Raw genomic sequence first — 26,207 nt, 5'->3', positions numbered from 1 at the left:
GGCATGAAGCCGGAGTGTCAATATTAAATCAGAGTGATTTATTAATGTTGACAGCCCGAGGCGAGTGGTATTTGCTAGGCGGAACACTTGGCCGGGAGGATAACTGTCCGAGGTGTTAGGAGTTGAACAAGGGACCGGCAGGGCGCCGGCCTATCGCGGACTGGCGCGATTTTTTGGGAGGAAGTGACATGCTCAGAAGCATTTATCTGAAATCAAGCGTTTTTGGTGCCGCCGCTTTGGCGATTACCGCTTTTGCTGCTCCGGCGCAGGCGGCGGATGTCGGCGCCTGCCTGATCACCAAGACGGACACCAATCCCTTCTTCGTCAAAATGAAAGAAGGCGCTGTCGCCAAAGCCAAGGAACTAGGCGTTAATCTGAAGACTTACGCCGGCAAGATCGACGGCGACAGCGAAAGCCAGGTCGCTGCAATCGAGACGTGTATCGCTGACGGCGCCAAGGGTATTCTGCTGACTGCGTCCGATACGGCCGGCATCGTTTCGTCCGTCAAGCAGGCGCGCGACGCAGGCCTTCTGGTCATCGCACTGGATACGCCGCTCGACCCTGCTGATGCGGCCGACGCAACCTTCGCCACCGACAACCTCCTCGCGGGCGAACTGATCGGCAAGTGGGCCGCCGGTACGCTCGGTGACAAGGCGAAGGACGCGAAGATTGCCTTCCTCGATCTGACGCCGTCGCAGCCAACGGTCGATGTCTTGCGCGATCAGGGCTTCATGAAGGGCTTCGGCATCGATGTTGTCGACATCAACAAGATCGGCGACGAAAAGGATCCGCGTATCGTCGGCCATGACGTCACCAACGGCAATGAAGAAGGCGGCCGCAAGGCGATGGAAAGCCTTCTGCAGAAAGACCCAAGCATCACCGTCGTCCATACGATCAATGAACCGGCAGCTGCCGGCGCCTATGAGGCTCTGAAGGCTGTTGGCAAGGAGAAAGACGTTCTCATCGTTTCCGTCGACGGCGGCTGCCCAGGCGTCAAGAACGTCGAGGCCGGCGTCATTGGCGCGACGTCACAGCAATATCCGCTGCTGATGGCATCCCTCGGCATCGAGGCGATCAAGAAATTCGCCGATACCGGCGAAAAGCCGAAGCCCACGGAAGGCAAGTCGTTCTTTGACACCGGCGTTGCGCTCGTTACTGACAAGCCGGTTCAGGGCCTCGAGTCCATTGATGTCAAGACCGGCATGGGCAAGTGCTGGGGCTGATCCAGGGTTTGAGCCAGCAATAAAGCAAGCAGGGGGAGAGAGGAGGGTGTAACCTCCTCTCTCCGACTTCAGCGGTTCAGGGAGGGCCCAGCCATGACGGAAACCAACACCACATCTCAGACCGGGCAAGAGTTCGAGCGCGTGCTGTCGCAAAGTGCGACGACGGTCGCGAGCTTCGATCAGCATGAGCGAAGCCCCCTCGAAAAACTGCGGCACTTCCTGCATTCGAGTCCGGCCTCGGTACCTCTGATCGTTCTCGTTCTGTCACTGCTGATCTTCGCCGTCATCGTCGGGTCGCGATTTTTCACGCCCTTCGCGCTGTCGCTTATTCTTCAGCAGGTGGCGATTGTCGGTATCGTCGGCGCGGCGCAAACCTTGGTCGTGCTTACCGCCGGCATCGACCTTTCGGTCGGCGCGATCATGGTGCTGACTTCAGTGGTCATGGGCCAGTTCACCTTTCGATACGGAATGCCGGTTGAACTTGCGATCCTCTGCGGCGTTGCGCTCGGCGCATTGTGCGGCTTCATCAACGGTTTTCTTATCGCGACCGTGAAGCTGCCGCCCTTCATCGTCACCCTCGGCACATGGCAGATTTTCCTCGCAACGACATACATCTATTCCGCCAATGAGACGATCCGGGCCCAGGATATTGAGACAAACGCGCCCTTGCTGCAGTTCTTCGGTCAGAAGATCAATATTGGCGGGGCCACTTTCACCTATGGCGTCTTTGCCATGCTCATTCTGATTGCCGTCCTCTGGTATGTCCTCAACCATACGGCGTGGGGCCGCCACGTATACGCCATCGGCGACGATCCCGAGGCGGCGAAGCTTTCCGGCGTCAGGACGAAGCGCGTCGTGATCACCGTCTACGTGCTTGCCGGTCTTATCTGTGCACTAGCCGGGTGGGCCTCCATCGGGCGCAACGGTTCGGTTTCGCCGCAGATCGGCCAGTTTGCCAACATCGAATCGATCACCGCCGTGGTGATCGGCGGTATGTCGCTCTTCGGCGGACGCGGCTCCATCCTCGGCATGCTCTTCGGCGCGCTCATCGTCGGCGTGTTCTCGTTCGGAATGCGCATGTACGGCACTGACGTGCAATGGACGTACCTGATCATCGGCGTCCTGATCATCCTTGCCGTCGCAATCGATCAGTGGATCAGAAAGGTAGCAGGCTGATGCAAAGCGAACCCCTTCTAACCGCGCGTGGACTGGTAAAGCGTTATGGCCGGGTCACAGCCCTCGATTACGCGGATTTCGACCTCTATAAGGGCGAGGTCCTGGCGGTGATTGGCGACAATGGCGCTGGAAAATCCTCGCTCATCAAGGCGATTTCCGGCGCTATCCACCCCGATGACGGCGAGATCAAGCTGGATGGCAAGCCCATCCACTTCCGCTCTCCCATGGAAGCCCGCGACGCAGGCATCGAGACGGTGTATCAGAATCTTGCCCTGTCGCCGGCGCTTTCGATCGCCGACAACATGTTTCTCGGCCGCGAGATCCGCAAGCCCGGCATCATGGGCAAGTGGTTCCGCATGCTTGACCGCAAGGCCATGGAGAAGCGAGCGCGCGACAAGTTGACGGAGCTCGGCCTGATGACCATCCAGAATATCGGCCAGGCGGTGGAGACGCTTTCGGGCGGGCAGCGCCAGGGCGTTGCGGTCGCCCGTGCCGCGGCGTTTGGCTCCAAGGTGGTGATCATGGACGAACCGACGGCTGCCCTCGGCGTCAAGGAATCGCGGCGCGTGCTTGAACTCATTCAGGACGTGAAGAAACGCGGACTTCCGATCGTCCTGATTTCGCACAACATGCCGCACGTCTTCGAGGTGGCCGACAGAATTCATATCCATCGCCTCGGAAAACGTCTTTGCGTCATCAATCCGAAGGAATATACGATGTCCGATGCCGTCGCTTTCATGACTGGCGCAAAGAGCCCGCCGGCCGAACTGGTTGCGTAATTTACATGAAGGAAGAATTTGAAAAATGAAGCGTTCCGAAGTCAATGAAATCATCCGCGAGAGCGACAAGTTCATCCGCTCTTTCGGCTATGTTATGCCGCCCTTCGCTTATTGGTCACCGGAGGAATTGAAGGCGCGTACCGCCAGCGATTCAAAGGCCATTCTGCAGGCCCGCCTCGGTTGGGACATTACCGACTACGGGCAGGGCAAGTTCGATGAACTCGGCCTCTTTCTGTTCACGACCCGCAATGGCAACCAGGAAGACCTGAAGAAGGGCGGCGGCATGCTCTACGCGGAAAAGATCATGATCTCGCGCGAAAAGCAGTTGTCGCCGATGCACCGCCATATCGTCAAAGCGGAAGACATCATCAACCGCGGCGGCGGCACGCTTGTGCTCGAACTTTTCAATTCCAATGTCGACGGCAGTGTCGATGAGAAGACCGATGTCGAAGTCGCGACGGATGGACGTATCGTCAAGCTGAAAGCTGGAGGTTTGCTGAAGCTGCAGCCGGGTGAAAGCGTAACTCTCCTGCCGGGCAACTGGCATGCATTCTGGGGCGAAGGCGGTGACGTGCTGATCGGCGAAGTGTCGACCGTCAACGACGATCTGACCGACAATATCTTTCGCGAGCCTATCGGCCGTTTCTCGTCGATCGACGAAGACGAAGCGCCGCTGCATCTGCTGGTTTCCGATTACGACAAGTGGCTCGCCGCCTGAGTTGATACCTTCCCCGCCGCTTTTTTGCGGCGGGGATTCGGTCCTTGTTACGGTTACGTACTTTTTAAACATACCAATCCGAGCTAATCGCTTCGCATTTGATATACCCATTGCGAGGTTGATATTGTGCTTGACTATGTTGCGCTCGCGCTTCTGTTTTTTCTGGCCGTTACTCTCGTCTACGGCATTATCGCGATCCACGATGTTCCCTACAAGATAGCCAAGGCGCGCGACCATCCGCACCAGGATGCGATCGAAGCTGCAGGTTGGGTCAGTCTCTTTACGCTGCACGCGATTTGGCCGTTCCTCTGGATCTGGGCGATGATGTACCGGCCGGACCGGGGATGGGGCATGGGTTCCAGCGGGTCGAAAGCGCTTGAAGACAGGATTGCCGCCCTGGAACGCCGACTGGTTGGCGGATCCTCCGCGAAATGACCACGCTCCTTTGCCTCCTTTATGCGGCTCTCTGCATCGCTGCATTCCGGCTGCTGCGGCTGCCGGTCAATCAGTGGACACTGACGACGACCGTGCTCGGCGGCGTCGTTCTCATCGGCGGCATCGTCATCGCTATGAACTATAACCACCCGTTCACGACCGAGGCCCGGCTCTATTTTTATGCGACGCCTATCAGCCCGGCCGTCAACGGCCAGGTGGTCGACGTTCCCGTCGCACCCAATACCCATGTGAAGAAAGGCGACGTCCTGTTCCGGCTCGATCCGCGCCCCTTCGAATATGCGCTCGCCCACCGGAAAGCCGCTCTGGCCAAAGCACAGCAGGACGCGCTCGAACGCCAGGCGGCGCTTAAGGCTGCCAACGCAGCCGTCGATGGCGCGCGCGATTCACGCGACCGCGCCAAGGATGACTACGACCGGCATGCGACGGCCAACGCGCGGGCGGGCAGGAAAGGAGATGCGCCGTTTTCTGAGGCTGACGTGGTCAACCGGCGTGATCTCTATCTGGCAGCGGAAAGCGCGCTTACTAGCGCCGCCGCGCAGGCCGATCAGGCGCGCCTTGCCGCCAACGCGCAGAGTGGGGGTGTCGATACGACGGTCGCACAGCTCGAGGCCGAGGTGGCGCGAGCGGAGTTCGATCTCGAGCAGAGCGTCTACCGCGCGCCAACGGATGGCTATGCGGCGCAGGTGTTCCTGCATCCGGGGATGATGGCCGTCTCCCTGCCGCTCCGTCCTGTCATGACTTTTGTGCACACCGACCGACGCGTCTTTGCAGCGGCCTTCAATCAATTGTCGCTGCAACGGGTCGCGGCCGGCGACGAAGCAGAGATCTCCTTTGCAGCTGTTCCAGGCCAGGTCTTTCGCGGCACGGTAACGACCGTGGTTGAAACCATGGCGACGGGACAGCTTGAACCCTCGGGTACGCTCCTTGCTCCCGACGACCGCCAAGCGCCTGGACGCATGATTACGGTGATCGATCTTGGCGAGGAGGCCGCCGCCTATAATCTGCCGGGTGGCGCAACGGCGGAGGTTGCTGTTTATACCAAAAGCATGGCGGCGCTCGCCATCATCCGCAGGATACTACTCAGAATGCGTGCATGGGAAAACTATCTCGTCTTCGACCGCTAGTCCCAAGAAAATACTTCCTCCGCATCGTTGGGAACGGTAGAAGCGGTAGCGTAGAACATCGCAGAGTATCGCCCCATGATGATCACCGTCGAAGATCTGGTTCCCGAACTTTTTGCCCGGGCGGCAAGGACCGACCGTCTGATCGTCGCGATTGCGGGCGCGCCCGGCGCCGGTAAATCGACTGCTTCGGCGGCGCTTTGCGAAGCTATCAATGCTCGCGAACCCGGTGCGGCAATCGTCGTGCCGATGGACGGGTTTCACCTCGACAACGCCATTCTCGACGCCATGAACCTGCGCAAGCGCAAGGGTTCGCCGCCAACCTTCGATTGTGCCGGCTTTGAGGCGCTGCTGAAACGCCTGCGGCACATCGGCGATGATGTGGTCATCCCGCTATTCGACCGCAAGCTCGATCTGGCGCGTGCGGGTGCCGACATCGTGCGTGCCGGGCAGCGTATCCTGCTCGTCGAGGGCAACTACCTTCTTCTGGATCAGGCTCCATGGGACCGGCTTGCGCCGCTCTTCGACGTTACCGTCTTTCTCGAGGTCGATCGCCTCGAACTCGAAAACCGTCTCGTCCAGCGCTGGCTGGGCCTCGGCCACAATGTCGGCTCGGCCCAGCAACGGGCACTTTCCAACGACATGCCCAATGCCGAACTCGTTCTCGAAGAGTCGCGCGAGGCGGATTTTACCATCCGCAACTAGTCGCTCAGGCTGAACGGCGTGGCGAGAACTGGATCGCCATGTCATGCATGATTGCTGCCGCCGCTGCGCGGGTGATTCCGGCCCAGGAGGAGAGGATTTCCGGCGTGATACGGTATGCGGGCCCCGTCACCGATACGCCAGCGATGAGCTTTTTGTCAGTCGACGAGACGGGTGCGGCCACGCAGCATATCCCGAGTTCATGTTCCTCTCGATCATAGGCGTTGCCCGCCCTGCGGATCGCGGAAATCTCGTTCAGCAAGCTCGGTACGTCGGTAATCGTATGCGGTGTAAAGCGAGTAAAATGAATTTTTCGGATACGGTCGTGCAAATCTTCATCGGCCATCGCCGACAGTGCGGCCTTGCCGACACCGGTACACCAGGCTGGCGCCGTATTGCCGATGCGCGAGACGAGTCGGATATTTTGCCGGCTTTCGATCTTGTCGAGGTAGACGACCTCGGTGCCCTGCAAAACACCGAGATGCACGGTTTCGCCCGTCGCCTCGTGCAGTTTGCGGATATGCGGTTCTGCGATAGCGCGCAATTCGTTGCTCGCCCATGCCCGTGATGCAAACTGCAGCAGCCGAAGGCCAAGGCCGTAGGACTGATCGCGATTGACCGTGAGCAGGCCCTCTTCAATGAGGTTTGAAATCTGCCGGTGAAGCGTGCCGCGCGGTTGACGGGTAAGACGCAGAACATCGGTAAATCGCAGCGGCTCGCTCGCGTTGGCGATGATATCGAGCACCCTGACCGCCTTGCCGAGTGTGCCCGTATCTCTGGCGCTAGCAGTCGTTCGGCTCTTGCTCACTCGCGCTCTCCATGCACCTTCACCTTGAATCTGGGCTCACTAAACAAATGTGAGTTGTCCGGGTGCGGAATTCAGAGTCACATCTTGACTTCCGGGAGCCTAGGAGATCAATTCGATATAGTCAAACACTGTTCCAAATAATGGAACTTATGCTGTGAGTTCGAGCCATGATGCCTTCTGCCGTTTTCCCCGACCTGAAGAACCGCTCCGTGCTCATAACGGGTGGCGGGTCCGGCATCGGCGCTGCCCTCACGGAGGGTTTCGTCGCGCAAGGTGCACGCGTTGCTTTCATCGACATTGCTGAGGCTGCTTCCGAGGACCTGGCCAACGCGCTTGACAAGAAATACGGCAACCGCCCGCTTTATTTGAAGGCCGATCTCACTGACATCGAGGCCCTGCGCAACGCTGTTGCCACGGCAATTTCGAAGAACGGGCCGGTTACCGTTCTCGTCAACAATGCTGCCTGGGATGACCGGCATGACATTGACGATTTGACAGAGAACTACTGGGACGGGAACCAGGCGATAAATCTCCGCCCGCACTTCTTTACCGCCCAGGCTGTCGTACCCGGCATGCGAACGGCAGGTGGCGGATCGATCATTAATTTCACCTCGATCTCCTTCATGATCAACCAGGGCAACCTGCCAGCCTACACCGCTGCCAAGGCTGGAATCATAGGCCTGACAAAGGGATTGGCGGGTCGGCTCGGACCCGAGAAGATCCGTGTCAATGCCATCGCGCCCGGCTGGGTGATGACGGAACGGCAACGCACGCATTGGGTCACGCAAGAAGGGCTGGAAGCGTATATGAAAAGGCAGGCCATCCCGGAGGAATTGCTGCCCGGCGACATGGTGGGACCTTGCCTCTTCCTGGCCTCGGACGCATCACGCATGCTGACAGCACAAACGCTGATCGTCGATGGAGGCTGCCTGTGACGTCTGCACCCGCCTATGGCCTCGCCGATTGGGGAACGAGCCGTTTTCGCCTCTGGCTTGTGGATGGCACGGGGAACATCATCGCCGAGAAGCGTTCGGATGATGGGCTCGACGCGTCGCGGGAACGCGGATTCGCCACGACACTCGAAGCTCACCTTTCCGAGCTCGGTGCGCCCGTGCAGTTGCCGGTTATCGTCTGCGGCATGGCGGGCTCACGCCAGGGTTGGGTCGAGGCCAACTACGTTGCCGTCCCGGCGGATCTCAATGCGATTCTTTCTGGTGCCGTGAAAATTACCGGGATCGACCGTGACGTGCGGATCATCCCTGGTTTGTCGCAATCCGGGCGCTTTCCCAACGTCATGCGCGGCGAGGAAACCCAACTCCTTGGCGCCATGCTGGCACGAAATATCACGGACGGTGTCGTCGCCATGCCCGGTACCCACTCGAAATGGGTCGAACTCCAGAGCGGCAGGGCGAAAACGTTTTCAACCTATTTAACGGGCGAACTTTATGCGCTCCTCGCATCGCAGTCGATCCTGCGGCACTCGGTGCAGGGTGCTGCGAGTTCCGCCTCTGCCGATCATCCGCAATTTACGGCAGCAGTGGAGTTGATGCTGTCTGGAGAAGCAATGCTCGGCGAACTCTTTCCTATTCGCGCGGCGATGCTGCTCGAAAACCTTTCGCCTGAAGGGGCGGCCTCACGACTTTCTGGTCTGCTTATCGGCGCGGAAATTGCCGGCGCAAGATCGAAGCACCAGGGTAGGGTCGCGCTCGTTGCTTCTGGCAGCATGGCTACGCTTTACGGCAAGGCACTTTCGCTCGCGAGCATCGAGTTCGGTGTGGTCGACGCCGATGAAGCCGTTCGAAAGGGCCTGTTTGTCGCCGCCTCGGCCATCTGGCCCCGTTGATAAGGACTATGCAATGACAAGCGCATCCACCCCATGGCCCAAGCTGCAACGCGATCTAATCGCCATTTTGCGCGGCGTGAAGCCGGATGAAGTTCTGGGCATTGCTGAGGAACTGGTGAGAGCCGGCATTGAAGCGATCGAAGTCCCACTGAATTCACCTGATCCGTTTCGATCGATTGAGTTGCTGGCGAAGAAATTGCCGTCCTCCGTTCTGGTTGGTGCCGGAACGGTGCTTGACGCCGCGGATGTCGCGCGTCTGGCGGAAGCGGGTGGACGTCTGATGATCAGCCCGAATGTCGATTTGGCCGTATTGAGAGCGGCGGTCGCGGCAGGCATGGTGACCATGCCTGGCGTTTTCACGCCTACCGAAGCCCTGGCCGCCCTGAGCGCTGGTGCATCCGGCTTGAAATTCTTTCCTGCAAGCGTCCTCGGGCCTGACGGTATCAAGGCCATCAGCGCGATCTTGCCCAGGGGAACGGTCATCGGCGCCGTTGGCGGTGTCGACGAAAATGGCTTTGCAGCCTATTCGAAGGTCGGGGTGCGAACGTTCGGCCTAGGCTCCAGCCTTTACAAGGTGGGCGCATCGGCCGCCCTTGTCGGCGAACGCGCAAGGGTTACTGTGGCGGCCTATGACCGCGTGTTCGCCGCCTAAGGGCCATCGATGACGAAGATCAGCATATTTCATGACGAACCCTGTGAACTTGGAGAAGGGCCGGGTTTTGATCCACTGACCAATACGGTGTGGTGGTTTGACATTCTTGCCGGTCGGCTCTTTGAAAAGCCGCTCGCCGGCGGCGAAGCGCGCATGCATAGCCTCGGTCAGATGGCGAGCGCGCTTGCAGTCGTCGACAAGGAGCGCCAACTCGTCCTGACGGAGACCGGGCTCTTCGTTCGCGATCGCTCGACAGGGCACACGATCATGCACCAGCCGATTGAAGCCGATAATCCCGCAACGCGGTCCAATGATGCGCGCGTCCATCCGGCCGGCGCGTTCTGGGTCAGCACCATGGGCAAGAAGGCCGAGCCGGGCGCGGGCGCCATTTATTGGTATCGCGAGGGCGAGCTGCGCAAACTGTACGGCAATATTTCGATCGCCAATTCGATCTGTTTCGCACCTGATGGGCGTGCTGCCTATTTCGCGGATTTGGCGCTCAATATCGTCTGGCGGGTGAATACGGATCCTGAGACGGGACTGCCGAACGGCGAGCCCACCGAGTTTCTCAGGAATACCGGGAGCGGGGGCTTTGACGGTTCGGTGGCTGATGCTGACGGCAACCTTTGGAATGCCTCCTGGGGCGGCTCCCGTATCGATGTCTTTGCTCCATCGGGAAATCGCATCCGAACGATTGAACTGCCCATTCCGCAGCCGACCTGTCCCGCATTCATCGGCACGGATAGCGCGAGCCTGGTCGTGACCAGTGCCTATGCCGAGATGGATGAGGCTTCACGCTTGGCGTATCCCGATGCCGGCAAAACCTTCCGCATCGAGATCGCAGGGAAGGGCAGGCTGGACCCGCAAGTGAGAATTTAAAAACCTGAAAATTATCTCGGAACAATAAGCAATACCTCCCGTTTCCTCTGGGCAATCGAAACACACTGACTGCATGCCGGCGCCTTTTAGGCGCCGAATGTCGATGCATGTCCTAACAAGGGAGAATGATATGGGTTTCTTTTCGAAAGACATCAAAACGATGGACGATCTTTTCGTTCATACACTGCGCGACATTTATTATGCCGAGAACCAGATCGTGAAAGCCTTGCCTGAAATGATCGACAAGGCATCGGATCAAGAACTGAAGATGGGGTTTGAAAAACACCTGCAGGAAACCGAGACCCAGATCGACAGGCTTGAGCAGGTCTTCAAGCTGCATGGCGTGGACGTCAGCGGCGTGAACTGCCCGGCAATCGACGGTATTCTCGAAGAGGCCGACGAGGTCAGCGGCGAAGTCGATGACGATCAGGTGCTCGATGCCGCGCTCATCGCCGCCGGTCAGGCCGTCGAACACTACGAGATTACGCGCTACGGTACGTTGATCGCGTGGGCAAAGCAGCTTGGACGCGAAGATTGCGCTTCGCTTCTCCAGCAGAACCTTAACGAAGAGATGAATGCCGACAAGGCCTTGACAAAGATTGCCGAGGGTCACGTCAACGCTGCGGCCGCAGCATAAGACGAACAATCAAGGTAAAAATTCAAGCTCGCATCCGCCGATGCGAGCTTTTCTTTTGGGCCGCGCGAGCGCCCATTTCAAGCACCCCCAAGCGCCCAGAGAGCAGCGGTAAATCCCGCTTGACAAGTTCAAGCCGCTGTAATTCTATATGTCATCCATTATTAGGTATTATATTCCACTATAATGGATAACGACACAAGATTCGCTTTGACGAATAGGGGAACAAAATGTCCAAACGACTTTACATTGCGGCCCTTGCAGCCGCTCTCGTTGCGCTGCCTTCGATTGGCGCATTCGCTCAAGAAACCAAAAGCAAGCTCGACGAAGTGTTGGCGCGCGGCCATCTGGTCCTGGGAACCGGCAGCACCAATGCGCCCTGGCATTTCAAGAGTGCCGACGACAAGTTGCAGGGCTTCGATATCGATATGGGCCACATCATCGCCAAGGCCCTGTTCAACGACCCGGACAAGATCGAATTCGTCAACCAGTCTTCCGATGCGCGCATTCCCAACATTACCACGGATAAGGTGGACATCACCTGCCAGTTCATGACGGTGACCGGCGAGCGGGCGCAGCAGATCGCATTTACAATCCCCTATTATCGCGAAGGCGTCGGCCTCATGCTGAAGGCCGACGGCAAATATGCCGACTACGCCGCGCTCAAGGCGGGCGGCTCCGGCGTGACGATTTCGGTTCTGCAGAACGTCTATGCCGAAAGCATGGTCCACGCGGCGCTCCCCGAAGCCAAGGTCGACCAATATGAATCGGTCGATCTCATCTATCAGGCGCTCGAATCCGGACGTGCCGACGCTGCCGCAACCGACCAGTCGTCGCTTGCCTGGTACATGACGCAGAATCCCGGTCGCTACAAGGACGGTGGCTATGGCTGGAACCCGCAGACCTATGCCTGCGGTGTGAAGCGCGGCGATCAGGATTGGCTGAACTTCGTCAATACGGCCCTGCATGAAGCCATGACCGGCGTCGAGTTCGACTACTACGCCAAGTCCTTCAAGACCTGGTTCGGCAAGGACCTTACCCCGCCGCAGATCGGCTTCCCGGTCGAATACAAGTAACCGGCATCGCGCAACGGCTCCGGGTCTCTCCGGTGCCGTTGCGTGAGTGCTGCGCATCGGTCCGGTTCCATCGGGTGGGAACGCAATGGGATATACGCTGAATTTCGCTGCCGTCTGGCGCAGCTTCGACCTGCTCCTTCAAGGCCTGGCCCTCAGCCTCGCACTTGCATTCGGTGCAATCCTCATCGGCGCCATCATCGGCCTGATCACCGCGTTCGGACTGATCTCGAAAAACGGCTTGATCAAGCGGCCGGCCGGTATCTACGTAACGATCATCCGCAACACCCCGATCCTGGTGCTGGTGCTCTTCAGCTATTTTGCCCTGCCGCAGCTCGGTTTGCGACTCGGCAAGATCGAAAGCTTTGTCTTCACCCTCGCGCTCTATTCCGGCGCCTATCTTGCGGAAGTGTTTCGCGCCGGACTTCTGTCGATACCGCCGGGACTTCGGGAAGCGGGGCTCGCCATCGGCCTTACGGAAATGCAGATTCGAACGTCGATCATTGCGCCACTGATGTTCCGCAACATCCTGCCGTCCTTAAGCAGCACGATAATTTCGCTGTTCAAGGATACCTCGCTCGCCGCCGCGATCGCGATTCCGGAACTGACCTTCGAAGCGCGCAAGATCAATGTCGAAAGCTTCCGTGTCATCGAGACCTGGATCGTCGCCAGCTGCCTCTATGTATTCACCTGCTCGATCCTCGCGGCGCTGATGCGCAGCGTCGAACGCCGCTTGTCCTTGCCGAGGTGAGCCGATGGATATAGCCCACTTCCTCGATGTCCTCTGGCTCGCGCGCTTCCCGATCCTCAAGGGTCTTGGCGTCACCATATCGATATCGCTCCTCGCCATCTGCTTCGGCACCGTGCTCGGCGTATTCGTCGGGCTCGCCCTGACCTACGGTGTGCGCCCGCTGCGCTGGATCGTTCGCGGCTATACGGATTTCATCAGGGGCACGCCGGTCCTCGTCCTTGTCCTTGCGAGCTATTACGTGCTTGGCACGATCGGGCTTGATCTTGGCCCGTTTCAGGCAGGCGTTCTTGCCCTTGCGGTATTCTGCAGCTCGCATGTCGGCGAAATCGTCCGGGGCGCCCTGCAATCGATCCCGAAGGGGCAAACCGAGGCGGCCAAGGCCATTGGTCTCACCTTCCCGCAAACCTTCGCCTACGTTCTTGGCCCTCAGGCATTGCGCCAGGTCCTGCCGGCCTGGGTGAACACCGCGGCGGAGATGGTCAAGGCGTCGACGCTCCTTTCGATCATCGGCGTTGCCGAACTACTACTGCGCACACAGGAATTGATCTCGCGCTCGTTCATGAGCCTTGAGTTCTATTTCTTCGCCGGTTTCCTCTATTTCGTCATCAACTACGCCATCGAGCGCTTCGGCCGCTATGTCGAGCGCAAGACCGCCGTTCCATCGTAAGGCATTCTCCGATGTCCAACCTTCTTGAAATCCGCAACCTGCACAAAAGCTACGGCGACGTGGAAGTGCTGAAGGGCGTCGACTGCACCATGGCGCAGGGAGATGTCATCAGCATTATCGGTTCGAGCGGTTCGGGCAAGACCACGATGCTCCGCTGCATCAACATGCTGGAAGAGTTCCAGGGCGGCTCGATCAGCATCGATGGCGAAGAGATCGGATATGTAACAGCTGGTGGCCAGCGCCATCGCAAGAAGGAGAAGGAAATTGCCCGCCAACGCGCCCTGACCGGGATGGCCTTCCAGCAATTCAATCTCTTTCCGCACATGACTGCCGCCCGCAACGTCATGCTGGGGCTGATGAAGGTGAAGAAGCTTGGCAAGGACGAAGCGCGATCCATAGCCGAAAAATGGCTCGATCGTGTCGGCTTGCGATCACGTGCCGACCATTTCCCGGGTCAGCTTTCAGGCGGGCAGCAGCAGCGTGTCGCGATCGCCCGCGCCATCGCCATGAACCCCAGGCTGATGCTCTTCGATGAAGTGACATCCGCGCTTGACCCCGAACTCGTCAACGAGGTGCTGCAGGTGATCAAGGCGCTGGCGCAGGACGGCATGAGCATGCTGCTCGTCACCCACGAAATGCGCTTTGCCTATGAGGTTTCCAACCGCGTCATCTTCATGAACCAGGGTCGTATCGGCGAGGAAGGCAATCCGCGTGAAATGTTCCACAAGCCGCAAACGGAGCGCCTTGCGGAGTTTCTCAAGACATCGAGTTTTGGATAACGCGGCGCTTCATCGCGTCGATCGACCAGGCGCCCGGCCCGAAGGCCATGAGGGCGAGAAATCCGCCGGCAATGGCGATATTCTTGTTGAAGTTGATGACCTGCTCGATATTGCCGAAATCGCTGTGGAAGAGCAGCGCCGTCAGTAGACAGAAGCCGGCAAGCGCGAGCGCGGCATAACGGGTCATAAATCCTGCAGCGATCAGCAATCCACCGCCAAGCTCGGTCAGGATGACAAGTGGCAACAGACCGGGCGTGACACCGTTGGTCTGCATGTAGCTTGCGGTCGCCGAATAGGCGGAGATCTTGCTCCAGCCTTCGACAACGAAGATATAGGCGAGAAACAGTCGCGCCAGCAGCGCGAGCGGAGCCTGCAATCTTTCCATCATTTCCTCCAGACATTGGACTGAATATGGAACACGCAAATCCGCCGCTTTATTCATATGTTGGAAAAGCGAAAGAGCCACCTCGCGGCGGCTCTCCGGTAGTACGAGGTCGCCAGTAAAGGCGACACTCAAATAAATTAGTTGGCAGCGTCGGTCATCGTTGTGCCGAGCGTATTGAAGGTCGAGCTCAGGCTGGAGCCGAGGCTGCGTACACCAGCGATGATGCCGACGGAGATGAGGGCTGCAATCAGGCCGTATTCGATTGCCGTTGCGCCAGATTCATCCTTGAGGAAGCGTGCGAAGAGGTTGCTCATGATCATGTATCCCTGTTTGTTTGTTGACGCGGTTTCGTTGAACCGTCTCGAACTTAGGCGGCGGCCATTTACGGCCGACTTAAGGAACATGGTTGAGAAATAGCTAACCCACGTCGTGATTAACACGCGATTACATCAGATGGTTGTATTTGTGTAAAATACCTTGAGCATTGCATGGCCGGTTGTCAAAAGTGTTAGAGGTCGTACTTTGATACGGAGTTGGAATAGCTGGAGCCGAGGCGCAATTACTTTGAATCTTGATCAGAAAGGCCCCTGAACATTAAAGGGACACGGTACGTGCTGCATCGAGCCGAAGTTATCAGCGCGCTGGTGCGGGACCGCCGCTATGCAAACCGGAAACGCTCTCGATGAAGGCGCCAATATCTGTTCGCAAGGGGGAGTTAGGCGCAAGAGCGTCAACACGATAAAAGTCGTGATGCTTGCCGGCGTAGGTTTTGCAACATTCCGGAACAGCATCATTCCAGATTTCAGTTGGCCGATGTGGATCAAGGTCCCCCCAAAATACGATGGTGGGTATATTCAAGGGAGACGTTTCGAAGCGCAGTCTGGTTGATGACACGCAGATTAGAGCTTGGATCTCCAACCCCTCTTTGACCGCACTCCACAGAGCAGTTCCACCGGAGCTGAAACCGATCCCAAAGCACGGAGGTCCGTTAGTCTCGCGAAGTGCCCGAACGGCATGCTGCAAACCGTCTTTTTTGACAAGATGATCGTGAAGGTTGTCTCCGCGCAGACCGGGACGCCCGCTCAGGTCAGCCAATTGTAAAACACGCTGCTCAAAGGATCCAACATCCAATAGTTCAACAAAGGTTTCGGGAAACCCATGAATGTCACCAACGACCAACAACTGTTGCATTCTTGAACTGTACATAATCAGACCATTTTTTGCGTTTCAAGAGCCATTCACCATCGTGTCGAAGTTCACCTTTCGGTCCAACGAAACGATAGAGCGTCTGTCTGGTAGTGCGGAGCTCGGCACAAGATCGGCGATTACCGTTGGGAAGACAAACCTGCTGTTGATGAAAATGGCTTCCGCGCCGTCAAGTTTGCTGTTTGATTCCCACCGTATATCTGTGGCCCTTTAATGTTCAGGGGCCAGAAAGTGAGCAAATCCTCATACTCGCAATCGACGGTCTAACTTTTAACCGCAGGTTTGCATGAAATTGCTAGCAGACGCCCTACCGGCTTACTTGCCGTTCTTCTCTATCGTGGTGCCGAGTGTGTTTAAGGTCGTGCTGAGGCTTGAGCCGAGGCTCCTCACTCCGACGATGATGCCGACGGAGATGAGGGCTGCGATCAGGCCGTATTCGATTGCCGTTGCGCCGGATTCATCCCTGAGGAAGCGTTTGAAAAGCTTGTTCATATCTATATCCCTGTGTGCGAAAAAGGTGGTGTTGCAACGCACTGAACCTCAGTCGCAGCGGTTTACACACTCCTTAAAGAATGTGGTTGAACAATCTTTAGCACACCTTGCAATAAATGAGGTATTACTTTAAATATTCGTATTTATATCGATGTTTACTATATTTTTATTAAAGTTTTAACAAAATAAACTCTCTGAGGAGCAAGACTAGCCGAGTTTTCCGCGTTACCAAATCCATTGGTAGCGTTCTGAAAGCAGACGGACGGAGTCGATGACGATTGCCACGAACACGCCCGAGCCGGTTATGACGATGCCGATCAGGAAATAGCGACTCGCCCGTTCATAGACGGACTTTTTCAGGGATTCGGTTTTCAAGAGGAGCGCGAGGGAACGCAGCTGAAATGCAATGCCGATCGATATGAGAAAGAGGGTTGGCAAATCCGTGATTTTCCAGGGTACCGGATTGCTTGCCCACTGGGTGAGGAACCCAAGCGAAAATGACAGGACGACGCCGACGACAGTGATCGTGCCGTTGCGAAACACCGTTTCAATGAGATGTTCGTCGTGATCGTTGCGGTTCATCCCAAACCCTCCGCTTGATCAGCTTAGCACGATATCGGACCCGCGACGCGGGCAATCAATCACCGCGGGCACGTCGGCGCCACCGTCATCGAAAATCAACCTCCGCGGATAAGTCATCTTAAATCAATAAAACCCCGTAGACTGGATTTTAAAGAATACCATTTCTGTCGTGATTAAAATTTGCGGCCTAGGCTTTTCTTCACGCAATGGACGAAAGGCGAAGTCATGGGCAAACGAACCGGCCAAATCAAACTTGGAGCATTCCTCTATCCGACGGGTCATCACATCGCGGCCTGGCGCCATCCCGAAGCGCAGGCCGATGCGGGTTCGAACTTCGCCCATTACGCCGAACTTGCCCGGATTGCCGAGGCCGCAAAGTTCGACCTGATCTTCATGGCCGATGGCGTCGGCACCCGGGGCACGGACACCGAGGCCTTGAGCCGGACGGCGATCCGCTATGTGGCCCAGTTCGAGCCGCTCACCTTGCTCTCGGCGCTTGCCGCACTCACGACGCGGATCGGGTTTGTCGCAACCGCCTCGACGACCTACAACGAGCCCTATCATATCGCCCGCAAATTTGCCTCGCTCGACCACATCAGCGGCGGGCGCGCCGGCTGGAACCTTGTGACCTCCGCCAGTGAGGACGAAGCGCACAATTTCAACCGGGACCACCACGTTGCCCATGCCGAGCGCTATGAACGGGCGGAAGAGTTCGCTGACGTCGTGCGCGGTCTTTGGGACACTTGGGAAGAAGATGCCTTCCTGCGCGACAAGGAGAGCGGCATCTATTACGACCCGTCGAAGCAGCACCTCCTCAATCACCGCGGCAAGCATTTCAAGGTCCGCGGCCCGCTCAATGTTGCACGTGCACCGCAAGGGCATCCGGTAATCGTTCAGGCTGGGTCATCCGAGCCGGGCAAGGAGCTTGCGGCGCGAACGGCAGAGGTCATTTTTACCGCACATCAGAATGCCGACGATGCACGCGCTTTTTATAGTGATGTGAAGGGGAGGCTCGCCCGCTATGGCCGCTCGCCGGACGAACTCAAGATCATGCCCGGCATCTTCCCGGTCGTCGCGAAAACAGAATCGGAAGCCAGGGAAAAGTTCGAGCAGATTCAGGAGCTTATTCATCCCGCAGTTGGACTCTCGCTTTTGAACGGCATGGCAGGTGACGTCGATCTTTCCAAATATCCGCTTGACGGGCCGCTCCCGGAAGTTACCGAAACCAATGGCAGCAAGAGCCGTCAGAAGCTGATGATCGATCTGGCCCGACGCGAAAACCTCACCATCCGCCAGCTCTATCTGCGGGTTGCCGGTGCGCGGGGCCACTGGCAGGTGATCGGGACGCCCGAGCAGATCGTCGATCAGATGGAGGACTGGTTCAAGACTGGCGCGGCGGACGGCTTCAACGTCATGCCACCACATTTGCCGGCCGGACTGACCGATTTCGTCGAGCACATCGTCCCGGAACTCCGTCGTCGCGGTCTCTTCCGCAACGAATATGAAGGCCAGACGCTGCGCAGCCACCTCGGTCTGCGGGAGCCGCAGCATCCGGCGCATGCCGCCGTCGCGGCCGAATAACATTTACTCGCGAAAGAGAGCGACCACGATGACCAGCACAGCCCATCTGAAGATCAGCAATGTCAGCCGGCAATTCCGTGTCAACGGCGGCGAACTTACGGCGCTCGACCGCGTCAGCCTTGACGTCAAGGCCGGTGAATTCGTCACCATCGTCGGCGCGAGTGGCTGCGGCAAGTCGACACTGCTGCGCCTCGGCGCGGGTCTCGATACCGGGCATGACGGGCTTGTCGAACATGCGGGCAAGCCAGTGACCGGTCCGAGCCTCGATCGCGGTATCGTATTCCAGGAGCCGCGACTGTTTCCCTGGCTGACCGTCGAGCGCAATGTGGCGCTGGGGCTGGAAAACGCGGCTTTTTCCAAGGCCGAGAAGCGGGACCTCGTTGCCAAACAGATCGAGCTTGTCGGCCTTACCGGTTTCGAAAAGGCCTATCCGCACCAGCTCTCGGGCGGCATGGCCCAGCGCGCCGGGATTGCGCGCGGGCTCGTCAACCGTCCTGACGTCCTTTTCCTCGACGAGCCCTTCGGCGCCCTGGATGCGATCACCAAGGCGCATCTGCAAGGCGAGTTGCAGGACATATGGGCGAGGGAGCAAATCACAATGGTGTTGGTCACCCACGATGTCGACGAGGCCGTCTACCTCGGCGATCGCGTCGTCGTCATGTCGCCGCGCCCCGGCCGGATCAGGGAGATCGTACCTGTCGACCTGCCACATCCGCGCGAACGGACCTCGGCGCAACTCGCCAGTATCCGCAACCATGTTCTCGACATTCTCAACAGCACGACGCGGAACGGCGAGCCGAAGACAATCGCCAAGCTACCCGCACAGGTGAAGCGCCCGCCAATCAAGACCACCAGTGCTGCCCGGAACGCGCCACGTTCGCAGCCATCGGGGCGCCCCATTCTTTCAACGACGGAGATCTGAAATGAGCCTATCGCAACTCACCCGCCGCACGGTTCTGGCCGCATTTGCTGCTTCGCTGCTGGCAGTTCCGGCCGTTGCCGAGCCGGTGACCATCAATATCGGTTACGCCGCGATCGGCGTCGACAGCAGGCCCTATGCGGAAGGGACTTCTGCCGCGACGGCGCGTGCCGGCGAGTTTCTCGAAAAGGAGTTTGCCAATGACCCTGACGTCAAGATCGAATGGTTCTTCTTCAAGGGTGCGGGACCTGCGGTCAACGAGGCCTTTGCCAACAACCAGCTTGATTTTGCCTATCAGGGCGATCTCCCGTCATTGATCGGCCGGGCCAACGGGTTGAAAACAAAATATCTACTGGCGAGTGGCGCGCGCAAACCGCTTTACCTTGCCGTTGCCAAGGATTCTGACATCAAGTCAGTTGCGGATCTGAAGGGTAAGAAGGTCGCATATCAGCGCGGTACCAACGGCCATCTCGCAGCGATCAAGATCCTTGAGGCGAATGGTCTGACGGAAAAGGATATTCAGGTCATCAATCTCGACAGCGCCGGTACGGTCGCAGCGTTGACGAGCCAGGATATCGATGCCGCGTTCGGCGATACGCCACTGATCAACCTCGCTGCCAAGGGCAACGCGAAAGTGATCTATACAACCAAAGGCGATGATCCGCGATTCGGCCGCAATGCCGGCATCGTCGGCCGCGAGGACTTCATCGACAAGCATCCCGAAATCACCCAGCGCGTCGTCGATGCCTTCGTCAAGGCGGCGCAGTGGTCGTCGGACGAGCCGAACCGGGCTGCGCTTTTCGAGCTCTGGCACAAGTCTGGAACGCCCGTGCCGATCCTCGAGGACTACTTTAGCAACGACACGCTCGCGTACCGCAACTCGCCGCTGATCGACGACCTGCTTGTTTCCCAGTATCAAGAGCAAGCCATCAAAGCCAAGGAGTTTGGCTTGATCCGGCGTGATGTAAGCACTGATGGCTGGTTCGAGCCGAAATATCTGAATGCGGCGCTGGCGAAGCTCAATCTTCAGAATTTTTGGCAGTCCTACGGCGCCAATGGCAAGCCTCTCGGCTCCTGATCTGGCCTCAACCAAAGAGACGACATGACGCTCCTGTCCGATAATACCGCCCTTGCGCCGAGATCGTTGCAAGGGCGGGCCAGAACATGGCGATTGCGGCGCAGCGGTTTGAGGCTTCGCCGCGTCGCGGTTGCGCTGATCCTGCCGCTGGCGCTGGTCGCAGCATGGTGGCTGGCTTCAAGCCAGGGATGGCTTCCCGAGCAGATCCTGCCGTCGCCCGCCTATGTCTATGCCACCGCGGTCGAGATGATCGCGTCAGGTGAAATCCTCTACCACACCGGGGTGAGCCTGCGACGGGTGGTGATCGGGTTTCTGTTTGGTGCTGTAGCGGGCGTTACACTTGGCGTCGCAATGGGATTGTCGCGGCGCGTGGACGACTACGTGCGCCCGCTCTTCCTCGCCTTCGCCCAAATCCCGACCCTTGGATGGATCCCCTTGCTGATGCTGATCTTCGGCATCGGCGAAACCTTGAAGATCATCGTGATTGCCAAGGGCGCTCTTGTCCCGATGACCCTGAACACCGCGGCTGGCATTCGCTCCGTACCAGCCAATTTTGTCGAAGTGGGCCACGCACTCCGCTTCAACCGCTGGCAAACGCTGCGGCTGATCGTTCTTCCGGGCGCAGCACCCTCGATCTTCACCGGCATTCGCTATGGTCTTACCCATTCGTGGACGGCGCTTGTCGGCGTCGAGCTGCTCGCCTCCTCCGAGGGGCTCGGGTACCTCCTCGTCTGGGGCCGGCAGATGTTCTGGCTCGATGTCGTTATTGTCGCCATGATCGCAATCGGGATCGTCGGGTTCCTCATGGATAAGGGATTCGATGCTGCCGAAAACCGCGTGCAGCGCTGGAAGCAGAAGGAAGAAAGCTGATGGCGATTACCTATGTGAGTTCCGAACGTGTGCTGAAAATTCGCCGTGGTCTGACCTTGCCGATCCTTCTCCTTATCTTGTGGGAAGGTTCGAGCCGCAGCGGCATCGTCGATCCACGCTTTCTTCCATCGCTCGAAGATGTCTTCCTGACGGCAAAGCGCGAACTCATCGACAACAATCTGATCGGCGAACTGGGGTTCAGCCTGTTTCGGAATATTGCGGGCTTTCTCCTCGGTTCTGCTCTAGGCGTGCTCTTTGCAACGCTGCTTGCCCTGTCGCGCGTGGCCGATGCCCTGATTACCCCCACATTCAACGGCCTGAAGCAGATTTCACTGCTGGCGTGGATCCCGCTGATTTCTATCTGGTTCGGCTTCGGCGAACAGGCCAAGATTGTCTTCGTCGCGCTCGCCGCCTTCATTCCCGTCGTGCTCAACACCTATGAAGGCATGCGTAATGTGCCGGCGGATCTGATCGAGGTGGGCGATGCCCTGCGGTTTACGCCGACGCAACGCATCACGCGCATCTTCCTTCCGTCGGCTTTGCCATCGATCGCAACAGGCGTGCACCTCGGGTTGATCTATTCATGGCTGGCAACGGTCGGCGCCGAGTATTTTCTTGCTGTTGGCCCGGGCATCGGCGGCTTGATCATTGCCGGCCGCGAACGCTTCGACATGGCCCTTGTTATGGTCGGCGTGATCATTCTCGGCATTGTCGGGTTTATTCTCAACCGGCTCGCCGCTAAGGTCGAAAACTATCTCTTGCGCTGGCGCGTAAGCACCCATTGAAAGCAATATTGATGCCCATCACTGCAGCCGGAACCCTGAACGATACGCCGCGCGACCGCCTGGAAAGGCTGTTGGAACAACGATACGGCGAAAATCATCCTTTGGTTGGCCATGGAATTTCGACAGAGACGATTGATGTTCTGCTCGATCATCGCAGCGTGCGGTCCTACCTGCCAAAGCCTGTTCCGAACGAAGCCGTGGAACTTGCGATTGCCGCAGCGCAATCGGCGCCCACATCGTCGAACTTGCAGGCATGGAGTGTCGTTGCGGTCGAAGACCGAGAGCGCAAAGCGCGGATCAACGCCGTTGCTGGCAACCAGAGGCAGATCGACCAGGCGCCTTTGCTTCTCATTTGGCTTGCGGACCTTTCCCGGCTGCGCCGTATCGCCGATGCGGAAGGATCGACATCTGACGGCCTGGACTATGTCGAGGGCTTTCTCCTTGCCATCATCGATGCTGCACTTGCCGCACAGAATGCCCTGGTCGCCTTTGAGTCCCTCGGCCTTGGCACCTGCTATATCGGCGCGCTGCGCAACGATCCGGCTACGGTTGCCCGGGAACTGGATCTGCCCGCATTGGTTTTTCCAGTGTTCGGCCTGACGGTCGGATATCCCGATCCTGCGATCAAGACAGATGCCAAGCCGCGCCTGCCGCAACCCACTGTGCTCCACCGCGAGCGATATAGCGAGAACCCCAGCAAGGACGACCTCGGTCTCTACAATGAGACTTTGCGCGCCTTCCAAAAAATCCAGTCGATGACACCGATCGATTGGTCGGAACAGGTCTCCCGCCGTATCGCCACGAAGGAGGCGCTGAAGAACCGCGACAAGCTTCGCGACGTACTGGAAGGATTTGGGTTCCAGCTGAAATAGGCGAGGATCAAAGCGCGACTATGCCCGTGCAACAATCTCGATTGGTTCGATAATTCCGTTTTCGAGGGCTTCAAAAGCGTTTGCCAGTCGCTGCTTGGCCGTTGGTCCCATGATGATCTGTCCACTGAGCACGGGCGGACCCTCCGCCATGGCCTTGGCCTGCATCTCTCGGACGATTTTTATAGCGAGATCGCGCCGGCTATTCTTTGCCTGTATCTCGAAACCTGCGGCGCTCAATGTCTTGCCATAGAAGCCCGGCGTCTCGACGAAGCTCGTTTCCTTGTTCATGGCCCAGGGCATGGGATAGTTCAGCGGCGCATCGCCCATACGCATGATGTCATAGACGACAAAGCGCCCGCCCGGCTTCAAGACGCGCCAGACCTCAGCAAAAAGCGTGTGCTTGTCTTCAATGTTCATGCCGACGTGGATCATGTAAGCAGCGTCGAAACTGCCTTCATCGAAAGGAAGGGCGAGCGCACTGGCCTGATGAAAATCGATGCGGTCATCAAGCCCACAGCGGTCCGTCAGCGCCCGGGCGACTTCGACGAATTCGTCAGTAAGATCAACACCGGTGATGCGGCACTCATAGGTTTCGGCGAGATAGCGGGCCGGGCCGCCTATGCCGCAACCAACGTCAAGGAGGTGCATTTGCGGCTCGATACGCAAGCTTCTGCCGAGTTCTATGGTCGCAGGAAGCCACCCGAAATGAAACTCGTCAATGGGCGCAAGATCAGATGCCGTCAATGTATCGATGTCTTTACCGGCAGCTATGAGTGCCGCCAATATCGCCTTTTCCAGCGAGCCGTGTGTGTAGTGCCGGGCGACTTGTTCTTCAATGCTCATCGGCGTTCCTATTGAGGGGAGCGGAACAAGGTGTATGGCGGATTATACCTCGTTGCAGCCGGAAGGGATATGACGTCGCTTGGCGTCGGCCGTGGAATCGGCGCATCGCGGTAAATTATTTACCTGTTTGTGCGTCCATGGGGCGTCGAGGACTTCCAGTCGCACGACCGGCCCGGTAACCGCAGAGTCCACAGCCATGCGGGCCGGGCCACTTCTGTTCAAGCTGCCCTGTCAATAATATGACTTGAATTATCATATTATTATCGCGTATTGAGCGATAGATGCTTTCCTGCGTGTCAGCGCGGGATTGCCTTTGCCGAGGTCAATATGCCAGACACAATTTTGCGCGCATCTGCGCGGATCGCCCTCACCAATCCTGCACTGCATCTCAACAAGCTGCTTGATCACTTTTCAGAGCATGGGGATGTCACACGGCGTCGTGAAGGCGGCACCATCGGTCTAACGTATGGCAAGGCTGACCTTGCGGCCGACGGGGACAGCCTGTCCTTGACAGCCGAAGGCGAGGACGAGACCGGACTTGCCTATATGAAATATGCGCTTGCCAACCACGTGCTGGAATTTGCGCGGGCGGAAAGGCCACGTATTGTCTGGGAGGGTGACGGGGCCGTGGGAAGCGTGCCGCCATTCTTCCGCGAAATGCGCGTGGTCGAAAGCCGCAATGTCTCGCCGAGGATGCGCAGGGTGACGCTGCGGGGCAACAACCTTGCGCGGTTCCAATATGGCGGGCTGCATGTGCACCTGCTGTTTCCGCCGAACGGCATCGCGCAACCACGATGGCCGGTGATGGGCGAAGACGGTCGCCCGGAATGGCCGGAAGGAGGCGACAAACTCGTCTCGCGCGTCTACACCATTCGCAAGATTGATGCCGCCAGGGGCGAGGTCGATATCGATATCGTCATCCATGATGGAACTCCCGGTTCGCAATGGGCTCTCAATGCCATGCCCGGTGACCTTGTCGGCATGACAGGGCCGGGCGGCGGCGATGTCGGGGAAGCGGACTGGTATCTTCTTGCCGGCGATGAGACGGCCCTCCCTGCGATCGGTCGCATGCTCGAGCGTCTGCCTGCAGCTGCAAAGGTCGTGGTGCGGATTGAAGTCGAGGACGAGGCAGATGAGCAAAACCTTACTGCGGCCTGCGATCTCGATCTTGTCTGGCTGCATCGTTCCGGCGCGGCCGCCGGTACAACAGATCTGCTTCCCGAAGCAGTCGCTAAGGTGGTGTTTCCAACGGATGTGCGGGTCTTTGTCTGGGCCGGCTGCGAATTTTCGGCGTTCAAATCCATTCGCAATCACGTGCGCAAGGAACGCAAGTTGGCGCGGGAGGAACATCTCGTCGTCTCTTACTGGCGCCATGGGCACGAAGGGTAGCGCGAAACGATGACGTTTCATCCAAGGATGACGAGCAAAGTCGAAGGCGTCACGGTTCTTGGCGAGCTGAAGTGGCGGGCCTGGACCGGTGTCGTTGCCGATGTCTGGTCAGTCAAATGCGAGCCTGGCGCCGAGGGCGAGTATATATCCGAGGATCCGCGTTTGTTCGTAACCCTCGACAAGGCAGGCTCCGGGACCTTCAGTGTCGGTCTTGGCCCGGCCTCGCATGGCTCGCCTGGCGACGTCGCCTTCTATCCAATGAGCTACATACCTGCGGGCCTTCCGGTTTGGGGTCGCGGCGAAGGTGTGGAATATCTGCGCCACCTCGATCTGCATTTCGATCTTGCGGTCCTGTCGCATCGGTTTCCGGAGGCGAGAAAATGCGGAACGCTCGGCGCTCCCCGCCTCATGTTCTTCGATGACCGCATTGCGAGCCTTGCCAGACTGATTGCCGAGGAGTGCCTGAAGGAGCAGCCCTTACACGACCTTTATGGCGATGGACTGACAACAGCCCTAGTCGTCCAGCTTTTCGGCATCGCGCAGGAACAGAAACGTCAACGCAGCCAGCTCTCGCCGCGCCAGTTGCGGTCCGTGACCGGCTATATCGAAGATAATTGCCTGCGCAATATTCGCCTCGAGGAACTTGCTGGCCTTGCTGGCCTGTCACAATCCTATTTCAGCCATGCCTTCAAGGCCTCCACCGGTGTCGCGCCGCATCAGTGGCAGATGAAGGCACGGATGCGCCGGGTACAAGCGCTGTTAAGACAGCCCGGTTCATCATTGCCGGCCATCGCCTCCGCCACCGGCTTCTCCGATCAGGCGCACCTCACTCGCATGTTCAAGAAGATCGTTGGAATCACCCCCGCCGCCTGGCTGCGCGATCTCTGCAAATAGCTTCCCATCGGCAAGTTCGGACCAAAACCGTTCAAAAGGCGACAGAAACT

At 58.2% G+C, this 26,207-nt stretch carries 31 protein-coding genes; 24 read left to right on the top strand and 7 right to left on the bottom strand.

Translation table 11 applies throughout. The annotated features are described in order from the left end of the window. Positions 1-188: 188 nt before the first annotated feature. From BLR72_RS19320 to BLR72_RS19290, 7 genes are all read left to right on the top strand, one after another. The gene (locus BLR72_RS19320; RefSeq protein ID WP_091951142.1) at positions 189-1,223 is read left to right on the top strand and encodes a sugar ABC transporter substrate-binding protein; all 1,035 of its coding nucleotides are present in this window, start codon (positions 189-191) and stop codon (positions 1,221-1,223) included. A 93-nt stretch (positions 1,224-1,316) separates the two neighbouring features. Next, positions 1,317-2,399 carry an ABC transporter permease gene (locus BLR72_RS19315; RefSeq protein ID WP_027232270.1) on the top strand — a complete coding sequence of 361 codons (1,083 nt, stop codon included), beginning with the start codon at positions 1,317-1,319 and terminating at the stop codon, positions 2,397-2,399. Further along, entirely contained in the window at positions 2,399-3,178 is a 780-nt protein-coding gene (locus BLR72_RS19310; protein WP_027232269.1) for an ATP-binding cassette domain-containing protein, read from the top strand. The genes BLR72_RS19315 and BLR72_RS19310 overlap by 1 nt, the downstream gene beginning before the upstream one ends. Positions 3,179-3,203: 25 nt before the next feature. Then, positions 3,204-3,896 carry a D-lyxose/D-mannose family sugar isomerase gene (locus BLR72_RS19305; protein WP_091951139.1) on the top strand — a complete coding sequence of 231 codons (693 nt, stop codon included), beginning with the start codon at positions 3,204-3,206 and terminating at the stop codon, positions 3,894-3,896. 123 nt (positions 3,897-4,019) lie between these two features. Further along, a complete protein-coding gene (locus BLR72_RS19300; protein WP_091951137.1) occupies positions 4,020-4,331 on the top strand; it encodes a DUF3302 domain-containing protein in 312 nt (103 codons plus the stop codon). Further along, complete coding sequence (locus tag BLR72_RS19295; RefSeq protein ID WP_091951135.1) at positions 4,328-5,476, top strand: HlyD family secretion protein; 1,149 nt, start codon at positions 4,328-4,330, stop codon at positions 5,474-5,476. Before BLR72_RS19300 ends, BLR72_RS19295 begins: the two co-directional genes overlap by 4 nt. A gap of 75 nt (positions 5,477-5,551) precedes the next feature. Beyond that, positions 5,552-6,178 (top strand): nucleoside triphosphate hydrolase, encoded by a 627-nt coding sequence (locus BLR72_RS19290; protein ID WP_244506762.1) that lies wholly within the window; start codon positions 5,552-5,554, stop codon positions 6,176-6,178. Between the two features lie 4 nt (positions 6,179-6,182). Here BLR72_RS19290 and BLR72_RS19285 read toward each other — a convergent pair whose 3' ends face one another. Continuing rightward, entirely contained in the window at positions 6,183-6,983 is an 801-nt protein-coding gene (locus BLR72_RS19285; protein WP_091951133.1) for an IclR family transcriptional regulator, read from the bottom strand. Positions 6,984-7,150: 167 nt separating this feature from the next. Between BLR72_RS19285 and BLR72_RS19280 the strand changes: the two genes are divergently transcribed. The 9 genes from BLR72_RS19280 to BLR72_RS19240 all read left to right on the top strand — a co-directional run bounded on the left by BLR72_RS19280 (position 7,151) and on the right by BLR72_RS19240 (position 14,261). Further along, a complete protein-coding gene (locus BLR72_RS19280) occupies positions 7,151-7,918 on the top strand; it encodes an SDR family NAD(P)-dependent oxidoreductase (protein WP_091951131.1) in 768 nt (255 codons plus the stop codon). Then, on the top strand, positions 7,915-8,826 hold the full coding sequence (locus BLR72_RS19275) for a 2-dehydro-3-deoxygalactonokinase (protein ID WP_091951129.1): 912 nt from the start codon (positions 7,915-7,917) through the stop codon (positions 8,824-8,826). Before BLR72_RS19280 ends, BLR72_RS19275 begins: the two co-directional genes overlap by 4 nt. Before the next feature lie 13 nt (positions 8,827-8,839). Continuing rightward, a complete protein-coding gene (locus BLR72_RS19270) occupies positions 8,840-9,478 on the top strand; it encodes a 2-dehydro-3-deoxy-6-phosphogalactonate aldolase (protein WP_091951127.1) in 639 nt (212 codons plus the stop codon). A 9-nt stretch (positions 9,479-9,487) separates the two neighbouring features. Beyond that, positions 9,488-10,357 (top strand): SMP-30/gluconolactonase/LRE family protein, encoded by an 870-nt coding sequence (locus tag BLR72_RS19265; RefSeq protein ID WP_091951125.1) that lies wholly within the window; start codon positions 9,488-9,490, stop codon positions 10,355-10,357. A 130-nt stretch (positions 10,358-10,487) separates the two neighbouring features. Next, positions 10,488-10,994 (top strand): YciE/YciF ferroxidase family protein, encoded by a 507-nt coding sequence (locus BLR72_RS19260; protein WP_091923442.1) that lies wholly within the window; start codon positions 10,488-10,490, stop codon positions 10,992-10,994. A 227-nt stretch (positions 10,995-11,221) separates the two neighbouring features. Then, the gene (locus tag BLR72_RS19255; RefSeq protein WP_091951123.1) at positions 11,222-12,067 is read left to right on the top strand and encodes a transporter substrate-binding domain-containing protein; all 846 of its coding nucleotides are present in this window, start codon (positions 11,222-11,224) and stop codon (positions 12,065-12,067) included. Positions 12,068-12,152: 85 nt separating this feature from the next. Beyond that, positions 12,153-12,815 carry an amino acid ABC transporter permease gene (locus tag BLR72_RS19250; protein WP_027232257.1) on the top strand — a complete coding sequence of 221 codons (663 nt, stop codon included), beginning with the start codon at positions 12,153-12,155 and terminating at the stop codon, positions 12,813-12,815. 4 nt (positions 12,816-12,819) lie between these two features. Continuing rightward, entirely contained in the window at positions 12,820-13,482 is a 663-nt protein-coding gene (locus BLR72_RS19245; protein WP_091923429.1) for an amino acid ABC transporter permease, read from the top strand. Between the two features lie 11 nt (positions 13,483-13,493). After that, positions 13,494-14,261, top strand: coding sequence for an amino acid ABC transporter ATP-binding protein (locus tag BLR72_RS19240; RefSeq protein WP_091951121.1), 768 nt, complete (start codon positions 13,494-13,496; stop codon positions 14,259-14,261). Here the strand turns inward: BLR72_RS19240 and BLR72_RS19235 are convergent. The 5 genes from BLR72_RS19235 to BLR72_RS19215 all read right to left on the bottom strand — a co-directional run bounded on the left by BLR72_RS19235 (position 14,239) and on the right by BLR72_RS19215 (position 16,926). Continuing rightward, on the bottom strand, positions 14,239-14,646 hold the full coding sequence (locus tag BLR72_RS19235) for a DoxX family protein (protein ID WP_091951119.1): 408 nt from the start codon (positions 14,644-14,646) through the stop codon (positions 14,239-14,241). The two genes, BLR72_RS19240 and BLR72_RS19235, sit on opposite strands and share 23 nt — an antisense overlap. Before the next feature lie 137 nt (positions 14,647-14,783). Further along, positions 14,784-14,960, bottom strand: a complete 177-nt coding sequence (locus BLR72_RS19230; protein ID WP_027232253.1) for a Flp family type IVb pilin — start codon at positions 14,958-14,960, stop codon at positions 14,784-14,786. A gap of 319 nt (positions 14,961-15,279) precedes the next feature. Further along, positions 15,280-15,837 carry an alpha/beta fold hydrolase gene (locus BLR72_RS19225; protein WP_091951117.1) on the bottom strand — a complete coding sequence of 186 codons (558 nt, stop codon included), beginning with the start codon at positions 15,835-15,837 and terminating at the stop codon, positions 15,280-15,282. 330 nt (positions 15,838-16,167) lie between these two features. After that, complete coding sequence (locus tag BLR72_RS19220; RefSeq protein WP_081815911.1) at positions 16,168-16,344, bottom strand: Flp family type IVb pilin; 177 nt, start codon at positions 16,342-16,344, stop codon at positions 16,168-16,170. Positions 16,345-16,569: 225 nt separating this feature from the next. Beyond that, positions 16,570-16,926, bottom strand: coding sequence for a hypothetical protein (locus tag BLR72_RS19215; RefSeq protein WP_091923426.1), 357 nt, complete (start codon positions 16,924-16,926; stop codon positions 16,570-16,572). 225 nt (positions 16,927-17,151) lie between these two features. On the opposite strand from BLR72_RS19215, the gene BLR72_RS19210 reads away from it, so the two are divergent. From BLR72_RS19210 to BLR72_RS19185, 6 genes are read left to right on the top strand one after another with little or no spacing between them, the layout of a single operon-like run. Further along, entirely contained in the window at positions 17,152-18,507 is a 1,356-nt protein-coding gene (locus BLR72_RS19210; RefSeq protein WP_091951115.1) for an LLM class flavin-dependent oxidoreductase, read from the top strand. A 28-nt stretch (positions 18,508-18,535) separates the two neighbouring features. Further along, positions 18,536-19,429: an ABC transporter ATP-binding protein gene (locus tag BLR72_RS19205; RefSeq protein ID WP_091951113.1), complete on the top strand. Its 894-nt coding sequence runs from the start codon at positions 18,536-18,538 to the stop codon at positions 19,427-19,429. Between the two features lies 1 nt (position 19,430). Next, positions 19,431-20,504 carry an ABC transporter substrate-binding protein gene (locus BLR72_RS19200; RefSeq protein ID WP_091951111.1) on the top strand — a complete coding sequence of 358 codons (1,074 nt, stop codon included), beginning with the start codon at positions 19,431-19,433 and terminating at the stop codon, positions 20,502-20,504. Positions 20,505-20,528: 24 nt separating this feature from the next. Continuing rightward, entirely contained in the window at positions 20,529-21,374 is an 846-nt protein-coding gene (locus BLR72_RS19195; protein WP_091951109.1) for an ABC transporter permease, read from the top strand. Then, positions 21,374-22,159, top strand: a complete 786-nt coding sequence (locus tag BLR72_RS19190; RefSeq protein ID WP_091951107.1) for an ABC transporter permease — start codon at positions 21,374-21,376, stop codon at positions 22,157-22,159. The genes BLR72_RS19195 and BLR72_RS19190 overlap by 1 nt, the downstream gene beginning before the upstream one ends. 11 nt (positions 22,160-22,170) lie before the next feature. Beyond that, complete coding sequence (locus tag BLR72_RS19185) at positions 22,171-23,031, top strand: NADPH-dependent oxidoreductase (protein ID WP_091951105.1); 861 nt, start codon at positions 22,171-22,173, stop codon at positions 23,029-23,031. 18 nt (positions 23,032-23,049) lie between these two features. On the opposite strand, the gene BLR72_RS19180 is transcribed toward BLR72_RS19185, so the two are convergent. Further along, positions 23,050-23,874 carry a class I SAM-dependent methyltransferase gene (locus BLR72_RS19180; RefSeq protein WP_091951103.1) on the bottom strand — a complete coding sequence of 275 codons (825 nt, stop codon included), beginning with the start codon at positions 23,872-23,874 and terminating at the stop codon, positions 23,050-23,052. Positions 23,875-24,201: 327 nt separating this feature from the next. Between BLR72_RS19180 and BLR72_RS19175 the strand changes: the two genes are divergently transcribed. Continuing rightward, positions 24,202-25,263 (top strand): siderophore-interacting protein, encoded by a 1,062-nt coding sequence (locus BLR72_RS19175; protein ID WP_091951101.1) that lies wholly within the window; start codon positions 24,202-24,204, stop codon positions 25,261-25,263. Positions 25,264-25,272: 9 nt separating this feature from the next. Continuing rightward, entirely contained in the window at positions 25,273-26,157 is an 885-nt protein-coding gene (locus tag BLR72_RS19170; protein WP_091951099.1) for a helix-turn-helix domain-containing protein, read from the top strand. Positions 26,158-26,207: the final 50 nt, after the last annotated feature.

Origin of the sequence: Phyllobacterium sp. YR620 (assembly GCF_900104165.1) — a bacterium.
GTDB lineage: Bacteria > Pseudomonadota > Alphaproteobacteria > Rhizobiales > Rhizobiaceae > Phyllobacterium > Phyllobacterium pellucidum.
Note: the sequence above shows the minus strand (reverse complement) of the source record. Positions and strands in the feature narration are given on the sequence as shown.